Here is a 20,145-nt window from a genome sequence, read left to right on the forward strand (position 1 = left end):
GTCACGTTCCTCGGTGGTAGCTGGGGTGCGGTCGGCGGTGATGGTCGGGCGGGCGCGCGGGGGGCCGCGGCCCGCCGGCGGGTACGGCGCGGTCATCGGCTTCCTCGGGCGTGCCGGGCGATGTGGCGCAGGGCCTCGCCGAACTCCTCGGCCACGCCGCGCACACTGGCCGTGTCGTGGACCGCGGGGCGGTGGTGCCAGGTGAAGGCGAGGCGGCCGTCCTGGACCGCGCCCACCACCTCCAGCGGGTGGGAGCCGCCGTCGCGGGGGTGGTGGTCCTGCCCGAACGAGCCGCGCTCGACACGCACCAGGCCGCGGCCGGCGCTCTCGGGGCGGGAGTCCCACTGGCCGAGGTAGTTGAAGACCACCTCGCCCCGGGCGCCGGCGGCGAGCCGCTCGCGGACCTCGGGCGGGCCGAAGGTGCGCAGCGCGCCGAAGCCGAGCCCGTTGCCCGGCACCGCGCGCAGTTGACGGCGCACCGACTTCACCAGGGACCGCCAGTCGCGATCGGGTCCGAACTCGCCGGGTGCGGGCACCTGGAAGGCGACCGGGTAGACGGTGGTGAACCAGCCGACCGTCCGGGAGAGGTCGACGCCGTCGAGCACGTCCTCGCGGCCGTGTCCCTCCAGGTCCAGCCGGACCTGTTCGCTTCCGGTCCAGCGGGCCAGCGCCAGGGCGAGCGCGGCCAGCAGGACGTCGTTGACACGGGTGCGGTAGGCGGTCGGCGCGGCCCGCAGCAAGGCCGTGGTGTCCGCCTCGTCCAGTTCCACGCTCACCGTCGCCCGCTCACCCGCCCCGGCGTCGGCCCCGGCGTCGGCGTCAGCGTCCGGGTCGGCGGGGCGGGCCGCCCGGGCGGGCCCGGCGGACACCGCCTGCTCCCAGTGGGGCAGTTCGTCGTCCAGGGCGCCCGCGGCGACGTGGGCGGCGAGTCCGAGCGCCCAGTCCCGGAAGGACGTGCCGCGTTCGCCGAGGGTGACCGGTTCGCCCTGCTCGGCCTGTCGGTAGGCGCTCTCCAGGTCGTCGCGCAGGATGCGCCAGGAGACGGCGTCGACGACCAGGTGGTGGGCGACCAGGAGCAGCAGGACCGGTTGGCCGGGGTCGCCGGTGAACAGCGCCGCCCGCAGGAGCGGGCCGCGGGCCAGGTCGAATCCGGCGTGCACGGCGTCGGCGGCCCGTGCGACGGCGGCGGCGGCCTGTTCGGAGGTCTGCCCGGTCAGGTCGTGGTGCTCCAGAACGTCGTCGGCGGGCGCCGGCGGCGGGTTGAACTGGTGCCAGCCCGCCTCGTCCCGGGTGAAGCGCATGCGCAGCGCGTCGTGGTGCTCCAGCAGGGCGTGCAGGGCCGTGCGCAGCGCCCGCGGGTCGGGGGCGGCGCCGAGTTCGAGGAGCGTCGACTGGTTGAAGTGGTGGTGGGCGGCGCGCGGGGTGCCGAGGAACCATTCCTGGATGGGCGTGAGCGGCACCTCGCCGGTCACCGGTGCGTCGTCGGCGCGCTGCGGGGCGTCGCGCACGACGGTGGCCAGCTGTGCGACGGTCTGGTGGCTGAACAGGTCCCGGGTCGCCAGGTGCAGGCCGTCCCGGCGCAGCCGCGAGACCACCTGCATGCTCAGGATGGAGTCGCCGCCGAGGACGAAGAAGTTGTCGTCGGCGCCGATCTCCTCGATGCCCAGTACGTCGGACCAGATCCGGGCGATCCGGCGTTCGGTGTCGGTGCGCGGAGCGACCCGTGGCCCGGCGGCGGCCTGGGCGGGTCCGGGGTCGGGCAGCGCCCGGCGGTCGGTCTTGCCGCTCGGGGTGAGCGGCAGCCGCTCCAGTGGCACGAAGAGAGAGGGGACCATGTGCGGGGGCAGCAGCTCGGCCAGGTGCGCGCGCAGCTCGGCGACGGGCACCTGGCCGGCCAGGGGACCGGCGGGACCGGCAGGACCGGCGTAGGTCTCGGCGAGGACGAGGTAGGCCACCAGCCTGGCGGGCCCGGCGCCCGGGCCGTCCCCGGCTATGCCGGTGCGCACGGTGACGACCGCGTCCCGCACCAGGGCGCTGCGGCGCAGCGCACTCTCCACCTCGCCGGGCTCGATCCGGAAGCCGCGCAGCTTGACCTGGTCGTCCATCCGGCCCACGAAACGCAGTTCTCCGTCGCCGTGGCGGCGCGCGAGGTCGCCGGTGCGGTACATCCGCTCCCCCGGCGCGCCGAACGGGTCGGCCACGAAGCGGGCGGCGGTCAGGCCCGGGCGGTTCAGGTAGCCGCGGGCCAGGGCGGGCCCGGCGACGTACAGCTCCCCGGTCACGCCGGGCGGGACCGGCCGCAGGGCGGCGTCCAGCAGGTAGACGCTGGTGGGTCCGGCGGGCCGGCCGATCGGTGGGGTGCCCGCGCCCGCCACCAGCGGGCCGGTCCAGCTGGCGACCACGGTGGCCTCGGTGGGGCCGTAGGAGTTGACCATCCGCCGTCCGGGGGCCCAGGTGTCGACCAGGTCGGCCGGGCAGGCCTCGGCGCCGACGATGAGGGTGCGCAGCGCGGGCAGCGCGGCGGCCGCGGCCGGGTCCACGGTGGCCAGGGCCGCCGGCGGGATCAGCGTGTGGCTGATCCGCCGGTCGGTGAGCACCTCGGCCAGCCGCTCGCCGACCAGCGGGCCCTGTTCGCCGGTGACCAGGGTGGCCCCGCTGAGCAGCGAGACGCACAGTTCCAGGACCGAGGCGTCGAAGCTGGGCGAGGCGAACTGGAGTACCCGGTCGCCGGGGCCGGCCGCGTACTGCTCGGCGGCGGCCGCGGCGAAGCCGGCCAGTCCGCGGTGGGTGACCAGCACGCCCTTGGGTGTCCCGGTCGATCCCGAGGTGTAGATGACGTAGGCGGGGTGGCCGGTGCTGAGCGCGGTGGCGCGGTCGGCGTCGGTGGGCGGTGTCGGCGCTCCGTCGGCGGTCCACACCTCGGCCGGGTCGTCGAGCACCAGGAAGGCGCCCGCGTCGCGCGCCATGAACTCCCGTCGCCGGGCCGGATAGCCAGGGTCGACCGGGAGGAAGGCGCCGCCGGCCTTGCTCACGGCGAGCTGCGCCACCACCGTCTCGGCCGCGCGCGGCAGCGCCAGGGCCACCACCCGCTCCGGCCCCACACCCTGGCGGATCAGCCGGTGGGCCAGCCGGTTGGCCGCCCGGTCCAGCTGCGCGTAGGTCAGTTCGCGTTCGCCGTCCAGCAGCGCCACCGCGTGGGGAGTGCGGGCCGCCTGCTGTTCGAACAGCTCGGGCAGGGTCGCCTCGGGCACCGGCCGGAACGTCCCCCGGGCCTGGTCGAGCAGGGCCTTCAGCTCGTCGTCGGAGGCCAGCGGGAGGGCGCCGATGGGGCGTTCGGGGTCCTCGGCGACGGCGGCGAGCAGGGTGGCGAGCTGGTCGGCGATGCGCTCGGCGGTGACCGCGTCGAACAGGTCGGTATTGTAGCTGATCAGGGCGCGCAGCGCTCCGGAGTCCGTCTCGGCGAACTCCAGGGTGAGGTCGAACGGCGCCTGTTCCAGCTCGGTCTCGACGTCGGTGACGGCGAGGCCGGGAAGTTCCAGGTCGGCGGCCGGGGTGTTCTGCAGGACGACCATGACCTGGAAGAGCGGGCTGCGGCTGGTGTCGCGGACCGGCTGCACCTCGTCGACCACCCGTTCGAACGGCACCTCCTGGTGCGCGAAGGCGTCCAGCACCGTGTGCCGCACGCCGCCGAGGAACTCGGTGAAGGGCTGCCCCGCCTCGACCCGGGAGCGCAGGACCAGGGTGTTGACGAAGAACCCGACGAGGTTCCGCGTCTCGGCCCGGTCGCGGCCGGAGGTGACGGTGCCGACCGCGATGTCCGCGTCCCCGCTGAGCCGGGCGAGGTAGGCCTGGGTGGCGGCGACCAGCGTGGTGAACAGGGTGGCGCCCTGCTCCCGGCCGACCCGGGCCAGCCGGCGGGCGGTCGGGGCGGGCACCTCCAGGCGGGCGGTGGCTCCGTTGCTGGTGCGCACCGCGGGCCGCGGCCGGTCGGTGGGCAGGTGGAGCGGCTCGGCGTCCGCCAGCTGCTTCCTCCAGTAGTCGAGCTGATCGTCGGCGGCGGCGGCGCCGGCCGTGCGCTGCCAGTGCGCGTAGTCGGCGTACTGCACCGGCAGGGACGGCAACTGGGCCTCGTCGGAGCCCAGTTCGGCGCGGTAGAGGTGGGCCAGGTCGGTGAGCAGGACGGAGGTCGACCAGCCGTCGGTGACGATGTGGTGCAGGGTGAGGGCCAGCACGTGGTCACCGTCGGCCAGCCGGACCAGGGTGACCCGCAGCAGCGGGCCCCGACGCAGGTCGAAGGGTCGGCCCCGCTCGTCGGCGAGCAGCCCGCGCAGCGCCGACTGCCTTTCCTGATCGGGCAGTTCGGAGAGGTCGTGGAGCGCGAGCGGCACCTCCCCCGGCTGATGGACGAGCTGGACGCCGCGCCCGTCGACGCTGTCGAAGGTGGTGCGCAGCGACTCGTGGCGGGCCGCCAGCGCGTTCAGGGCCGCGCCGAGGGCGCCGAGGTCCAGGGCGCCGTGCAGGCGAAGCGCGAGCGCGGTGACGTACTCGGTGCCGCCGGGCGCGAACTCCTCCAGGAACCAGAGGCGTTGCTGGGCGTAGGACATCGGCGGAGCCGCTTCGCGGGCGACCGGGACGACGGCGGGGTCCGCGCCGCAGGGTCGCCGCTCCTGCGTGAGCAGCCGGGCCAGTGCGGCCGGGGTGGGGTGGAGGAAGACCGCGCGGGGCGTCAGGTCGGTGCCGAACGCCTCGGCCAGCCGGGCGGCGAGCCGGATGCTGAGGATGGAGTCCCCGCCCAGCTCGAAGAAGCCGTCTTCCACTCCGGGCGGGGCTGTGCCCAGCACCTCTCCGAAGACCTCGGCCGTGCGGCGTTCGGCCTCGGTGCGCGGCGCGAGGCGCTCGCGGGGCCCGGCGTCGCGGTCGGCGTCCGGCGCCGGAAGTTCCGCGCGGTCGAGCTTGCCGTTGCGGCTCAGCGGAAGGGCGGCGAGCGGGACGAAGGCGGTGGGGACGAGGTAGTCGGGCAGCAGGCGGGCGGCGAAGTCCCGCAGCTGCGCCAGGTCGGCGCCCGCGGGGCCGACGACGTACGCCACCAGCTGTCGGGCGCCGGGGCGGTCCTCGCGGACGACCACGGCGGTGTCGGCGACCCCCGGGTACGCGGCCAGCGCGGCCGCCACCTCGCCGGGCTCGACCCGGAAGCCGCGGATCTTCACCTGGTCGTCGGTGCGGCCCAGGAACTCCACGGCGCCGTCCGGCCGCCGCCTGGCCAGGTCACCGGTGCGGTACATCCGCTCCCCCGGCGCGCCGTACGGGTCGGCCGGGAAGCGTGCCGCGGTCTCGCCGGGCCGGCCCAGGTAGCCGCGCGCCAGGCCCTCACCGGCGACGAACAGCTCGCCCGCGCAGCCGGGCGGCACGGGCCGCAGGCGGCGGTCGAGGACGTACACCCGCTTGTCGTCCAGGGGGTGGCCGACGGGCACGGTGTCGGGCACCGCCGCCGGGTCCGCGAGGGCGAAGGACGTCGCGAAGACGGTGGTCTCGGTGGGTCCGTAGCCGTCCACCACGCACAGGCCGGGGCAGGCGGCGAGGACCCGGCGCACGGCGGCGGCGGGCACCACGTCGCCGCCGGTCCACAGCCGGCGCAGGCCCGTGAAGCAGTCCGGCGCGTCCTGGGCCAGCAGGCGGAAGAGCCCGGCGGTGAGCCACAGCGCCGTCAGCCCGCCAGACGTCAGCCGCCGCAGCAGCGCCGCGTCCACCGGCCCGTCGGGGGCGACGACCACCCGGCCGCCGTTGAGCAGCGGTGCCCAGATCTCGAAGGTGCTCGCGTCGAAGGCCACCGGGGAGTGCAACAGCACCTGTTCGCAACTGCCGTCGGTGAAGCGGCTGTCGGTGGCCAGCGAGGCCACGTCGCGGTGCCGGACCGCCACCGCCTTGGGCTCGCCGGTGGATCCGGAGGTGAACATCACGTAGGCCAGCCGGTCGGGGTCGGCCGGCGGCGCGGACAGCACGGGCTGCCCGGCCGCCTCGGTACGGACGGCGGCGACCTGGTCGGTGGTGAGCTGGACGGTGGCGCCGGCCCGGGCGAGCAGCGCGCGGCGGCGTTCCTCGGACGCCCGGACGTCCACCGGGACGTAGGCACCGCCCGCCTTGAGGACGGCGAGCTGGGCGACGACAAGCTCGACCGAGCGGTCCATCGCCAGCGCCACCCGCCCCTCGACCGCCAGGCCGTCGGCCAGCAGCCGGGCGGCCAGCCGGTCGGACCACCGGTCGAGCCGGCGGTAGGTCAGGTCGTCCTCGCCGTGCCGCACCGCGACCGCCTCGGGTGTGCGGCGGGCCTGCTCGGCGAAGAGCGCCACCGGGCTCTTCGCCGCCGCCGGGCGAGCGGTGCTCTGCCAGGACGCCAGCAGCTCCCGGTCGGCCGCGGTCAGCGGCTCCAGCTCGCCCACCTCACCGTCCAGACCGTCGGCGAGGGCGGTGAGCAGCACCGCCAGGCGCTGGGCCGCGCGCTCCACCGTGGACCGGTCGAACAGCGCGGGGTCGTAGGCCAGGTCGAGGCCGAGCCGCTCGGTCAGGTAGGCACGCAGGCACCACGGGAAGGTCGTGGCGTCGTCGGCCCGTACCTCCGTCACCCGCACACCGGTCCTGGCCGCGACGGACTCGTCGACGGGGTAGTTCTCGAACACCACCATGCTGTCGAAGAGCGCCTCGCCGGCCGGTACCTCGCTCAGCGCCTGGATCCGGGTCAGGGCCAGGTGGTCGAAGGGGCGCCCGTCGCTCTGGCGCGCCTGGAGCCCGCGCAGCCAGGGCAGCACGCCGCCAGTGGCGGGTATCCGGACCCGGGTCGGCACGGTGTTGATGAACATGCCGATCATCGACTCGACGCCGGGCAGCTCCGCCGGCCGGCCCGAGACGGTGGTGCCGAAGACCACGTCGTCGCTGCCGCCGTAGCGCGCCAGCAGCAGGGCCCAGGCCCCCTCGACCACGGTGTTGACGGTCAGTCCGGCGTGCGCGGCCTTCTCCCGCAGCCGCTGGGAGAGGTCCTGGTCCAGCTCGTGGTGGACGGTGGCGGCGGAGCGGGCGCGGTGCGCCTGGCCGGGCACCCGGTCGTACGGCAGCGGGTTGCGCGCGGTGAAGCCGGCCAGGGCGTCGGCCCAGTAGTGCTCGGCCGCCTGCCCGTCCTGCTCGGCCAGCCAGCGCAGGAAGTCCGCGAAAGGGCGCCTCGACGGGCGGGGCCCCCGCGCGGCGCCGCCGGTCAGCGCGGCGTACTGGTCGCAGACCTCGGTCAGCAACTGCCCGCTGCTCCAGCCGTCCAGGATCAGGTGGTGGGTGGACCAGAGCAGCAGTACCTCGTCACCGGGGAGCGCGGCCAGCGTGAGGCGGGTGAGCGGCGCGGCGGTGAGGTCCATGCCCGCCGCGCGATCCGCGGCGAGCAGCCGCTCGGTCTCGGCCTCCTGCCGGTCCGCCGGCAGCTGCCGCCAGTCCAGCAGGGTGACGGGCACCTCGGCTCGCTGGAGCACCAGTTGAACGGGATGCGGCAGGCCCCGCCAGTGCACGCCGGTGCGCAGCGCGGGCGTGCGGTCGGCCAGCAGCTGCCAGGCCTCGGCGAACACGCGCGGGTCGGCCACGCCGGCCAGCCGCACCACGATCCGGTCGAAGTAGGCGCCCTCGGTGTCGACCAGCCCGTGGAAGAGCATCCCGGACTGGAGCGGGGTCAGCGGCAGCACGTCGGCGACCTGGCGCCCGTCGCCGACGAGCCGGTCCAGCTGCTCCTGGGTCAGGCCGGCGAGCGGGAAGTCGGAGGGGGTGCGGCCGCCGGCCCCGGGGCGGGCGCAGTGCGCCGCGATCTCGCGCAGGGCGGTGCGCATCTCCTCGGCCAGTGCGCGGACCTCGGCCTCGTCGTAGACGGCCGCCGGGTAGGTCCAGCCCAGTTCCAGGCGCCCGTGCTGGACCACCCCCGTGACGTCCAGGAGGTAGGGGCGGGCTTCGTCCGGGTCGGTGTCGCGGCCGGCCGGGGGCAGCGACGCGCGGTAGAGACCGTCGGCGCCGGCGCTCTCGGCGTCCCACCGGCCGTGGTAGTTGAAGCCGATCCGCGGAGCCGGCGCACCCGCCGGCGCACCGCCCGGCAGCAGGTGGCGCAGCGCACCGTGGCTCAGCCCGCGCAGCGGGACGGCACGCAGCTGCTCCTTGACCGAGCGCAGCGTCTCGTGCCATCCGGCGTCGGGGGCCACGCTCAGGGCGAGCGGGAACTCGGCGGTGAACCAGCCCACCGTCCGGGACAGGTCCAGGTCGTCGAAGAGGTCCTCCCGGCCGTGCCCCTCCACGCCCACCAGCACGCTCTCGCGACCGCACCAGCGCGCCAGGGTGCGCCCCAGGGCGCTGAGCAGCACGTCGTTGACCTGGGTCCGGTAGACCTCGGGGACCTGGCGCAGCAGGGCCTCGGTCGTCTCCGCGTCCAGCGTCACGGTGAGGGTGGCGGCGCCGCCGTGGGTGTTGGGTCCGGGCCGGCCGGCGGGCAGGTCGGCCGGGGCCGTCGCGGTCCGCGCCCAGTACGCGGCGTCGGCGGCCAGCGCGCCGGAGCGGGTGTGCTGCTCCAGCCGGGTCGCCCAGTGGCCGTAGGAGGTGCCCGCCGGGGGCAGTTCGGCGCCGCGGCCGGCACCGACCGCCTGGTAGGCCGCTTCGAGGTCGGCCAACAGGATGCGCCAGGAGACGCCGTCCACGGCCAGGTGGTGCACGGTGACGACGAGCTGGCCCGGCTGCCGGGCGCCGCGGTCGAAGAAGAGCACGCGGACCATCCGGCCCTCGGTCGGGTCCAGTTCGGCCTGGGCCGAGGCCGTGGTGTCCTGCACCGCCGCTTCCAGGGCCGCGGGGTCGAGGCCGGCCGCCTCGTACCGGGTGAAGACGCTCCGGGGCGCCTCGGCGAGCACCTCCTGGCGCCAGCCGGTGCCGGTGTGGCGCAGCCGGGTGCGCAGGGCCGCGTGGCAGCGCACCAGGGCCGCGGCTGCCTGGTCCAGGGCGGACGGGTCCGCGCCGGGGGCCAGTTCCACCCGCTGGGTCATCGTGAAGCGCATCGGGTCGCCGGGGCGGCGGCCGTCGAGGTACCAGTGCTGGATCGGGGTGAGCGGCGCCTCGGTGGGCGAGGGGTCGCCCCCGGCGTCCGGGCGCGCGCCCGCCGCACCGACCACCAGTGCGAGTTCGGCGACGCTCTGGTGCCGGAAGACGTCCTTGGTGGTCAGCGCGAGCCCGCCGGCCCGGGCCCGGGAGACGATCTGGATGCTGAGGATGGAGTCCCCGCCGAGCGCGAAGAAGTTGTCGTGCGCGCCCACCCGGGCCACACCCAGCACCTCGGCCCAGATCGCGGCGAGCCGCTCCTCGGTGCCGGGCCGCGGCGCCACGAACGCGTTGCCGCTGTCGGGCTGGGCGGGCGGGGCGGGCAGGGCGCGGCGGTCGGTCTTGCCGCTGGAGTTGCGCGGGATCCGCGCCAGCGGGACGAAGGCGGCGGGCACCATGTGGTCGGGCAGCGTCCGCCGCAGCCGGACCCGCAGTTCCTCGGTGGGCGGGATCCGGTCCCCGGCAGGCACCAGGTAGCCGACGAGCATCAGCCGGCCGGCGTGCTCGCGGGCGGTGACCACCGCCTCGGCGACGTCCGGGTGGTCGAGCAGGGCGGCCTCCACCTCGCCGGGCTCGATCCGGAACCCCCGGATCTTGACCTGCTCGTCGGCCCGGCCGAGGAACTCCAGCAGGCCCTGGGCGTCCCAGCGGGCCCGGTCGCCGGTGCGGTACATGCGCTCCCCCGGCGCGCCGAACGGGTCGGCCACGAAGCGGGCGGCGGTCAGGCCCGGGCGGTTCAGGTAGCCGCGGGCCACCTGCGCCCCGGCCAGGTACAGCTCCCCCGCCATGCCCGGCGGCACCGGCCGCAGGGCCTCGTCGAGCACGTAGGCCCGCAGGTTGCGGCCGGGGCGGCCGACGACCGGGCGCTCGGGGCGGTCCGCGCACCGGCCGTAGAGCGCGTCGACGGTGCACTCGGTGGGCCCGTAGACGTTGTAGGCGGTGACGCCGAGGTCGTGCTGCGCCGCGCACAGCTCCTGCCAGGCGGCGGGCGAGACCGCCTCGCCGCCGACCAGCAGCAGGCCCGGGTGGTGGCGGCCCGCCGCGAACAGCCCGGCGGCCGAGAGTTCACGCAGGTAGGAGGGGGTGACGTTGACCACGTCCAAGCGGCGTTCGGCGATCTGGGCGCAGAAGGCCTCCGGGTCGAGCCGGACGTCCTCGTCGATGAGGTGCACCTCCTGGCCGAACGTGAGCAGCAGCGGGCCCTCCCAGCTGGTGTCGAAGGAGAACGAGGCGCTGAGCGCCATCCGCAGGGGACGCCCGTCCGTCAGGTGCGGCGCGAACAGCCCCGCGCGGTGGTCCTGGCACAGGTTGACCAGCTGGCGGTGCTCCACGGCGACGCCCTTGGGTCGGCCGGTGGAGCCTGAGGTGTAGATGAGGTACGCCGTGTGCCGCGGCAGCAGCGGATGGCGGCGGTCGGCGTCGGTGAGGTCGTGGGCGGGCAGCCCGTCCCACGGCACCTCGTGCAGCTCCCGCTCCGTCAGCAGCGTCCGCGGACGGGCGTCGGCGAGCAGGAAGGCGGCCCGCTCCTCGGGGAGTTCGGGGTCCAGGCAGAGGAGGGTGGCACCCGCCTTGAGCACCGCGAGCAGGGCCACCAGCAGGTCCGAGGTGCGCGGCAGCCGGACCGCGACCACCTGTTCCGGGCCGGCGCCACGGGAGACGAGGTGGCGGGCGAGCCGGTTGGCCCGCCCGTTGAGGGCGGCGTAGTCGAGGGTGGCGTCCCCGGCCACCAGGGCGGTGGCGTGCGGGGTACGGGCGGCCTGCGCCTCGAACAGGGCGGGAAAGGTGGTGTCCGGCACTGCCATCGGCTCGCCCTGCCCCGTCCGGAGCACCCGGCGGCGTTCGTCGGCGGTCATCAGCGGCAGGGTGGCGACGGCGCTGCCCGGGTCCTCGGCCACCGCCTCCAGCAGGGTCCGCAGCCAGCCGGCCAGCCGCTCGGCGGTGGCCTCGTCGAACAGGCCGGTGCTGTACTCCAGGTAGCCGGTCAGGCCGCCGTCGCGCTCGACGAAGTCGAAGGCGAGGTCGAAGGTGGCGCTGCGGACCGGCGGTGCCAGCGGCGCCACCTCCAGGCCCGGCAGACGGGGTGCCTCGGTGCCCAGGTTGTGCAGGGCCACCATCACCTGGAACAGCGGCGTGCGGCTGGTGTCGCGCTCCGGCTGGAGGGTGTCCACCAGCCGCTCGAACGGCACCTCCTGGTGGGCGAACGCCGCCAGGACGGTGTCCCGGGACCGGCCCAGCAGCTCGTGGAACGACAGCTCCGGGCGCACCTGGGCGCGCAGCACCAGGGTGTTGACGAAGATGCCCACCACGTCGTGGAGTTCGGGCCGCTCCCGGCCCGAGGCGACGGTGCCCACGGCGACGTCCTGCTGGCCGGCCCAGCGGGCGAGCAGCACCTGGCACGCCGTCAGCAGGGTCATGTAGAGGGTGGCGTCGGCCTCCCGCCCGCGCTCGCGCAGCCGTCCGGTCAGCGCGGCGGGCAGGGTGAAGGTCAGCAGGGCGCCGTCCCGGGTGCGGACCGCGGGGCGCGGGCGGTCGGTGGGCAGGTCCAGCGGCTCCAGGCCGTCCAGGGCCTGGCGCCAGTGGGCGAGGTCCGCCTCGGCGCGGTCGGTGCGGGCGCGCTGCCAGACGGCGTAGTCGGTGTACCGCACGGGCAGCTCGGGCAGCTCGGGGCGGCGCCGTTCGAGGGCGGCCGCGTACAGCTCGCCCAGGTCGCGGCCGAGGACGGCCACCGACCAGCCATCGGTGGCGATGTGGTGCACGGCCAGCACGAGCACGTGCTCGTCCTCGACCGTCCGCACCAGCCGGGCCCGCAGCAACGGCCCGGCGGCCAGGTCGAACGGGGTGGCGGCGACGCGTTCCAGCAGTGCCTCCAGGAGCGCCGGGGGCTGCCCGCGGAGGTCGTCCACCGGCAGCTCGACCGGCTGCGCCGGGCGCACGCTCTGCCGGGCGCGCCCGTCCTGTTCGGTGAACGTGGTGCGCAGCGCCTCGTGCCGGGCCACCAGCGCGTCCAGCGCGGTGCGCAGGGCGCTCTCGTCGAGCGCTCCGCGCAGGCGCAGCACGGACAGGGTGGTGTACTCGGTGCCGTCCGGCTCGAAGCGGTCGAGGAACCAGAGCCGCTGCTGGGCGTAGGACAGCGGCGGCTCGACGGCCGGGTCGGCGGCGGGGATCGCGTCGGCCGACGGGCTCCCCCCGGCGGCCGGCTCGCCGAGGGCGGCGGCCAGGTCGGCCAGTCTGCCGTGGCTGAACAGCAGCCGGGGCGAGACGTCCGTGCCGAACGCCGCGCGCAGCCGGGAGGTGACCCGGATCGCGAGGATGGAGTCGCCGCCGAGGGCGAAGAAGTCGTCGTCCACGCCGACCTCGTCGGTGTCCAGGACGTCCGCCCAGGCCTCGGCGACCAGCCGTTCGGCCCGGGTGCGGGGGGCGGTCCGGTCGTGGCCGGCCGCGAAACCGTCCGGGCCCGGCGCGGGCAGCGCCCGCCGGTCGAGCTTGCCGTTGACGGTGAGCGGCAGGGCCGCCATCGGGACGTAGGCGGCGGGCACCATGTAGGGGGGCAGCAGCCGCTCCAGGTGAGCGCGCAGCTCGGCGGCGGACGGCGGGGCTTCGGCGCGCTCACCGCCGCCGACCACGTGGGCCACCAGGCGGCGGGTGCCGGCGGTGTCCTCGTACACGCCCACGGCGGCGGCGCCCACACCCGGATGGGCGTGCAGGGCGGCCTCGATCTCGCCGGGCTCGATCCGGTAGCCGCGGATCTTCACCTGCTGGTCGGCGCGGCCCAGGTACTCCAGGGTGGCGTCGGCCCGCCGGCGGGCCCGGTCGCCGGTGCGGTACATCCGGGCACCGGGACGCCCGAACGGGTCGGCGACGAAGCGGGCGGCGGTCAGGCCCGGCCGGTTCAGGTAGCCGCGGGCGAGGCCCTCCCCCGCGACGAACAGCTCGCCCACCGCACCGGGGGGGACCGGCGCCAGGTCGGCGTCCAGCACGTACACCCGCAGGTCGGGGATGCCGGTGCCGATCGGTCCGGGGCCGCCGGCGCGGGCCGTGGCGCGGTCCAGCGGGGCATGGGTGACGTGCACGGTCGTCTCGGTGATGCCGTACATGTTGACCAGGCGCGGCGCGCCGTCCGGGTGGCGGTCGTACCAGTCGGCCAGCCTCGTCACGTCCAGCGCCTCGCCGCCGAAGACCACCGTGCGCAGCGCCAACCGGTCCGCCAGGGCCGGGTTCTCGGCGTCGGCGCGGATCAACGGGTAGAACGCGGACGGGGTCTGGTTGAGGACGGTGACCCGCTCGTCGGCCAGCAGGCGCAGGAAGTCCTCCGGGGAGCGGGCGGTGTCCTCGGGAACCACGACGAGCCGGCCGCCGTGCAGCAGCGGGCCCCAGAGCTCCCACACCGAGAAGTCGAAGGTGTAGGAGTGGAAGAGCGTCCAGACGTCCTCGGCGCCGAAGCCGAACCACTCGGCGGTGCGGTCGAACAGTCGCACCACGTTGGCGTGCGGGATCACGACTCCCTTCGGGCGCCCGGTGGATCCCGAGGTGAAGATGGCGTAGGCCGGGCTCTCGGGCAGCGGGCGGCGCCGCGGGGCGAGCCTGCCGGCCGGGCGCCGCGCGAGGTCGGCGCGCACCTCGGCGTCGCCCAGCGCCAGCACGGGCACGTCGGTGGGCCCGGGCGCGGCGGCGTCCTCGGTGAGTGTCACCAGCGCCACCGGCCGGACGTCGCGCAGCAGCTGGGCCAGGCGCTCGGGCGGCAGCGCCGGGTCGAGCGGCAGGTAGGCCGCGCCGGTCTTGAGGACGGCGAGGACCGCCACCACCAGGTCGGTCGAGCGGGGCAGCGCGAGGGCCACGAACCGCTCGGTCGAGGCGTGGAGTTCGGCCAGTCGGTGGGCGAGCCGGTCGGCCCGCGCGTCCAGCGTGGCGTAGTCGAGGCGCTCGTCGCCGTAGCTCACGGCTTCGGCGTGCGGGGTCCGGGCGGCCTGCGCCTCGAAGAGGTCCACCAGGGTCCGGTCCGGCCGGCCCTGCGCGGCGCCGTTCCAGTCGACCAGCATCCGCCGCCGCTCCTCGGCGGTGGTCCAGGCCAGGGCGCGCAGCGGGCGGTCCAGGCCGCCGGCCAGCTCGGTGAGCAGCAGGCAGAGGCGGTCGGCCAGGGTGCGCGCGGTCCCGGCGTCGAACAGCTCCGGGTCGTAGGCGAGGTCGAATCCGAACCGCTCGCCCTGGTAGGCCCGCAGCACCAGCGGGAAGTTGGTGGCGTCCCGGGAGGAGACGTCGGCCAGTCGCACGCCGGAGCCCGCCGAGCGCGCCTCGTCGAAGGGATAGTTCTCGAAGGCGACCATGCTGTCGAAGAGCGGGCTGCCGGAGGGCACCTCACTCATGCCCGTCAGCTCGGCCAGCGAGACCGCGGCGAAGCGCCGGGCCTCGGCCTGCGCCTCCTGGAGGTCCCGGAGCCACGCCGCGGCGGTGCGCCCGCCGTCCACCCGGACCCGGGTGGGCAGGGTGTTGATGAACATCCCGATCATCGACTCGACACCGGGCAGGTCGTCGGGGCGTCCGGAGACGGTGGTCCCGAACAGCACGTCCCGCTCGGCGCTGTAGCGCGACAGCAGCAGCGCCCAGGCGCCCTGGACCACGGTGCCCATGGTCAGCCCGGCCTGCCGGGCGGTCCGGGCCAGCCGCTGCGACACCTCCTCCGACAGCCCGGCCGGGTGCACGCCCGCCGACCGGGCCTGGTGGAGCCCGCGCCGGATCCGGTCGACGGGCAGCGGGGTCGGGGTGGCGAACCCCTCCAGGACGCCCCGCCAGTGGGCCCTGGCGGCCTCGGCGTCCTGCCCGGCCAGCCAGCGCACGTAGTCGCCGAAGGGCCGGCGTGCGGCCGGTCGCGGTTCGGCGCCGGTGCTGAGCGCCGCGTACTCCTCGAACACGTCGGTGAGCACCTGGGCCAGGCTCCAGCCGTCCAGGATCAGGTGGTGGGAGGTCCAGAGCAGGTGCAGGCGCGCGTCGGGCAGCCGGATCAGGGTGAGCCGCATCAGCGGCGCCGCGGCGATGTCCACGCCGCGCGCGAGGTCCTCCGCGCGCACGGCGGCCACCCGCTCGGCCCGCTCCTGCGGGCCCGCCGCGCGCAGGTCCAGCTGGGTGACCGGGATCCGGGCGCGGCGGTGCACGACCTGGAGCGGGACGGGGACGCCCTCCCACACCACCGAGGTGCGCAGGGCGGGCGTGCGGTCGGCCACCCGCTGCCAGGCGGCGGCGAAGGTGTCGGGGTCGCTCACGCCGTCCAGGAGCAGCGCGGCCTGGTCGACGTACACGTCGTCGGGCCCGCCGACCAGGCGGTGGAAGAGCATGCCCTCCTGGAGCGGGGTGAGGGGCAGCAGGTCCTCCACCGCCCGGCCGTCGCCGACCAGCCGGTCCACGCCGGCCTGGTCCAGCCGGGCGAACGGGAAGTCGGACGGGGTGCGGCCGCCGGCGCCGGGGCGGGCGCAGTGCGCGGCGACGGCGGCCAGCGCGGCGGTCAGCGCGGCCGCCAGGTGCTGGACGGTGGCCGCCTCGTGCACCTGGTCGCTGTAGTGCCAGGTGATCTCCAGCTCGCCGTCGGCCACCACGGCGGAGATGTCGAGCAGGTGGTCCAGCGGCGCGTCGGGGGCGATGTCCCGGCCGGGTGCCTCGCCGGCCGGGGCGAAGTCGCCGCCTTCGGCGCCCGCCCACTGGCCGTGGTAGTTGAAGGACACCTGGGGCAGCGGCACCGCCCGCAGGGCGGCCGCGGCCGGGTCGGGCGAGCCGAGGCGGGCCAGTGCCTCGTAGCTCAGGCCCCGCCGGGGGACGGCCCGCAGCCGCTCCTTGACCGCCTTCAGGGTGGCGGCCCAGTCCGGGGCGCCGGCCGTTCCGACCGGGGTGAGGGTGACGGGGTACTGGGTGGTGAACCAGCCGACCGTGCGGGAGAGGTCGGGCTCGTGGCCGGCCGGCCCGCCGAGTTCCTCGCGGCCGTGCCCCTCAAGCGCGACGGCCACCCGCCCGGCGCCCGTCCAGTCGGCGAGCACCCGGCCCAGCGCGCTGAGCAGCACGTCGTTGACCTGGGTGCGGTAGACCGCGGGGACCTGGCGCAGCAGCGCCTCGGTGGTGGCCCGGTCCACCCTGGTCCGAACGGTGCGGACGGAGCCGGCCAGCGGGCTGCCGGGAAGGTCGACGGGCAGCGGGGCCGGCGCGGCCGAGACCTCGTCCAGCCAGTAGGGCAGGTCACCGTCGAGGTCCCCGGCCCGAACGCGCTCGGCGACGTGGTGCGCCCAGTCGGTGAACGGGGTCTGCTCGGGGTCCAGCCGGACCGGCTCGCCGGCGGCCGCCTGCCGATAGGCCAGGGCGAGGTCGGCCAGCAGCACCCGCCAGGAGACGCTGTCCACGGCCAGGTGGTGGGCCGTCACGAACAGCTGGGGCCGGGCGCCGTCGGCGGCCCGCAGCAGGACCGCGCGCAGCAGCGCGCCGCTGGCCGGGTCGAGGGCCGCGCGGGCCGCGTCGGCCGCGCGGCGCCGGGCGGCGTCCTCGGCCTCGGCGTCGGCGGCGAGGGCGGCCGGGTCGTGGCAGGTCAGCAACCCGCCGACCGGACCGGCTCCGGGGCTCTGGTGCCAGCCGTCGCCGGTGCGGGTGAACCGGGTGCGCAGCGCCGGGTGCGCGGCCGCCACCGCTTCGAGCGCCAGCTCCAGCGCCCGTTCGTCCAGGTCGCGCGGCAGGTCGAGCAGCATCGACATGCTGAAGTGGCGCAGCGGGCCGTGGGTGGCGAAGAACCACTCCTGCACCGGGGTCAGCGGCGCGGGTCCGTCGTCCCGCGCTCGCCGCGCCGTCGCCGCCGGGGCGAGCCGGCGGCGGGCCGCCGCGGCGGCGAGGTCGGCGACGCTCTGGTGGCGGAAGACGTCGCTCGAACCGAGCCGCAGGCCTGCGGCGCGGGCCCGGGAGACGGCCTGGATGCTGAGGATCGAATCGCCGCCCAGCTCGAAGAAGTTGTCCGTGACGCCCACCCTGGCGACGCCGAGCACCTCCGCCCAGATGCCGGCCAGCACCTCCTCGTCCGGGGTCCGCGGGGCGACGAACTCCTTCTGCTGCCGGTCCGCTTCGAGGTCGGGGGCGGGCAGGGCGCGGCGGTCGAGCTTGCCGCTGGTGGTGAGCGGCAGCGCGTCGAGCGCGGTGAAGGAGGACGGCACCAGGTGGTCGGGCAGCACCTGCCGCAGCGCCGCCCGCAGGTCGGCGGCGGGCGGCACGGCGTATCCGGTGGCGGGCACCAGATAGGCCGCCAGCCGGGCGCGGCCGTGTGCGTCGGGCACGGCCACCACCGCGGCCGCGCCGACGGCAGGCAGCTCCAGCAGCGCCGCCTCGACCTCGCCCGGTTCGACGCGGTGGCCGCGCACCTTGACCTGGTCGTCGGCCCGCCCGAGGTAGTCCAGGCGCCCGTCGGCGGTCCAGCGGGCGAGGTCTCCGGTGCGGTACATCCGGGCACCGGGCGGCCCGAACGGGTCGGCCGTGAACCGCGCCGCGGTGAGCCCGGGACGGTCGGCGTAGCCGCGGGCGAGCTGCTCGCCCGCCAGGTACAGCTCGCCGCCGACGCCGGGCGGCACCGGCCGGCGCCGGTCGTCCAGCACGTAGGCCCGCACGTTCGGCAACGGGCGGCCCACCAGCGCCCGGTCGCCGTCCGCGATCCGGCAGGCCAGTGCGTCGACCGTGCACTCCGTCGGGCCGTAGAAGTTGTAGGCGGCCACCCCGGGGTGCGCGGCCAGATCGCGCCAGAGGGCGGCGCCGACCGCCTCGCCGCCGAGCATCAGCACCCGCGGGCGGTGCCGCGGATCGGTGAGCAGCCCGGCGGGCAGCAGCTGACCGAGGTAGGAGGGGGTCACGTCGAGGAAGTCGACGCGGTGCTGGACCACGTACTCGACCAGGGCGGCCGGATCCATCCGGGTGACCTCGTCGACCACGTGCAGCGGGTGGCCGTCGGCCATCAGCAGCACGCCCTCCAAGGAGGTGTCAAAGGAGAACGAGGCGGTGAGCGCCACCCGCAGCGGGCCGCCGCCCGCGTCGGCGACGAAGCCCGCCCGGTGGGCGGCCAGCAGGTGCGTCACCGCGCGGTGCGCCACCACGACGCCCTTGGGGCGGCCGGTGGAGCCCGAGGTGTAGATGACGTAGGCGGTGTTCGCCGGGCGCAGCGGGGCGAGCCGGTCGGCGTCGACGGGGTCGGTGTCCCGGCCGGTGTCCGGGGCGGCCCGCAACGCGTCCTCGTCCAGGACCAGCGCGGGCCGGGCGTCCTCCAGCAGGTAGCGCACGCGCTCCGCGGGCAGGGCGGGGTCGATCGGCAGGTAGCCGGCGCCGGACTTCCAGACGGCGAGGATCGCCACGATCATGTCGGCGGTGCGCGGCAGCGTCAGCGCGACCAGCCGTTCGGGGCCCGCTCCGAGGGATATCAGGTGGTGGGCGAGCCGGTTGGCCCGGCGGTTGAGCGTCGCGTAGTCCAGCCGCTCGCCGCCGGCGACCAGGGCGAGGGCCGCCGGGGTCAGCGCGGCCCGGCGCTCGAGGAGTTCGGGGTAGCAGGCGTCGTCGACGGGCAGCCGGTCCCCGTTCCACTCCCGGGTCACCCGGCGGACCTCCTCGGCGGAGAGCAGCGGCAGGGTGCCCAGTGGCCGGTCCGGTTCGGCGGCGACGCCCTCCAGGAGCCGCAGCAGCTGGTCGGCCATCCGCCGCGCGGTGGACTCGTCGAACAGGTCGCTGCGGTACTCCAGCAGGCCGGTCAGCCCCTCCCCGTCCGGGACGAACTCCACGCTGAGGTCGAAGGTGGCCGCCTGCCGGGGCACGTCGACCAGGGAGACGTCCAGCCCGTGCGCGGCGGCGGGCGCGGGCGGGGCGGGGTGCAGCAGGACCATCACGTCGAAGAGCGGGTTGCGGCCCGCCTCGCGGGGGGCGCCGACCGTCTCCACCAGGCGCTCGAAGGGCGTGTCACCGTGCACGAAGGAGTCGTTGACGGTGGTGGTGGCGGCCGACAGCAGGTCGCGGAAGGACCAGGACCGCTCCACCGGGGTGCGCAGCACCACCGTGTTGACGAAGCAGCCGACGGCCCGTTCCAGGTCGGTGCGGGAGCGCCCGGAGGTCAGGGAGCCCACGGTGATGTCGTCCTGGCCGGACCAGCGGGCCAGCAGCGCCTGGGTGGCGGCGACCAGGGCGGTGTAGAGCGTGCTGTGCTGCTCGGTCACCAGGTCGCGCAGCCGGGCCGTCAGCCGCGCGGAGACGGTGAAGGTGTGGATCGCGCCCGCGCCGGCCTCCTCGCCGCGCCGGGGCCGGTCCAGCGGCAGCTCGGGAGCGACCGCGCCGGCCAGCTGCCCCTTCCAGTAGGCGAGGTGCTTCTCGAGTCGGGCGCCGGAGAGCTGCTCGCGCTGCCACACCGCGAAGTCGGGGTACTGCGTGGCCACCGGGGGCAGCTGGGGGGCCGCGCCCCGGACCAGGGCGGCGTAGGCGGTGCACAGCTCGTCCAGGACCACGCCCATGGACCAGCCGTCGGTGACGATGTGGTGCGCGGTCAGCAGCAGGACGTGCGCGGCATCCGACTCGCGCACCAGCAGGGCCCGCAGCGGTGGGCCCTGGCGCAGGTCGAACGGGCGGGAGTACTCCGCCAGCAGGATCGCGTCGAGGTTTTCCGCCGGGGTCGGCTCGCGGACCGGCAGCGGCACCGGCTCGGCCGGCCGCACGGTCTGCGCCAGGTGGCCGTCGGTCTCCTCGAAGGTGGTCCGCAGTCCCTCGTGGCGTGCCACCACGGCGGCCAGCGCCCGGGCCAGCGCCTCGCGCTCCAGCGGCCCGGTGAAGCGCACGGCGAGGGCGCTGTTGTAGCGGTGGTCGCCGGGCCGCAGCCGGTCCAGGAACCACAGTCGCTGCTGGACGAAGGAGAGGGGCAGCGGGCGGCTGCGGTCGGCCCGCGGGACGGTCCGCCCGGCGCCGGGCCCCTCGCCGCCGGCCTGTCCGGCCAGCCTGCGGCGCAGCGCTTCCCGCAGGTCCGCGGGCAGGGCGGCGGCGCGGTCTCGCTTCGAAGGCGTCATGGTCGTC

1 protein-coding gene is annotated in these 20,145 nt (G+C 76.3%); it reads right to left on the reverse strand.

The genetic code is table 11. The features are described from left to right. Positions 1-92: 92 nt before the first annotated feature. Positions 93-20,138: a non-ribosomal peptide synthase/polyketide synthase gene (locus ACFWA9_RS00275; RefSeq protein WP_380381979.1), complete on the reverse strand. Its 20,046-nt coding sequence runs from the start codon at positions 20,136-20,138 to the stop codon at positions 93-95. Positions 20,139-20,145: the final 7 nt, after the last annotated feature.

The organism is Kitasatospora sp. NPDC059973 (assembly GCF_042737525.1).
GTDB lineage: Bacteria > Actinomycetota > Actinomycetes > Streptomycetales > Streptomycetaceae > Kitasatospora.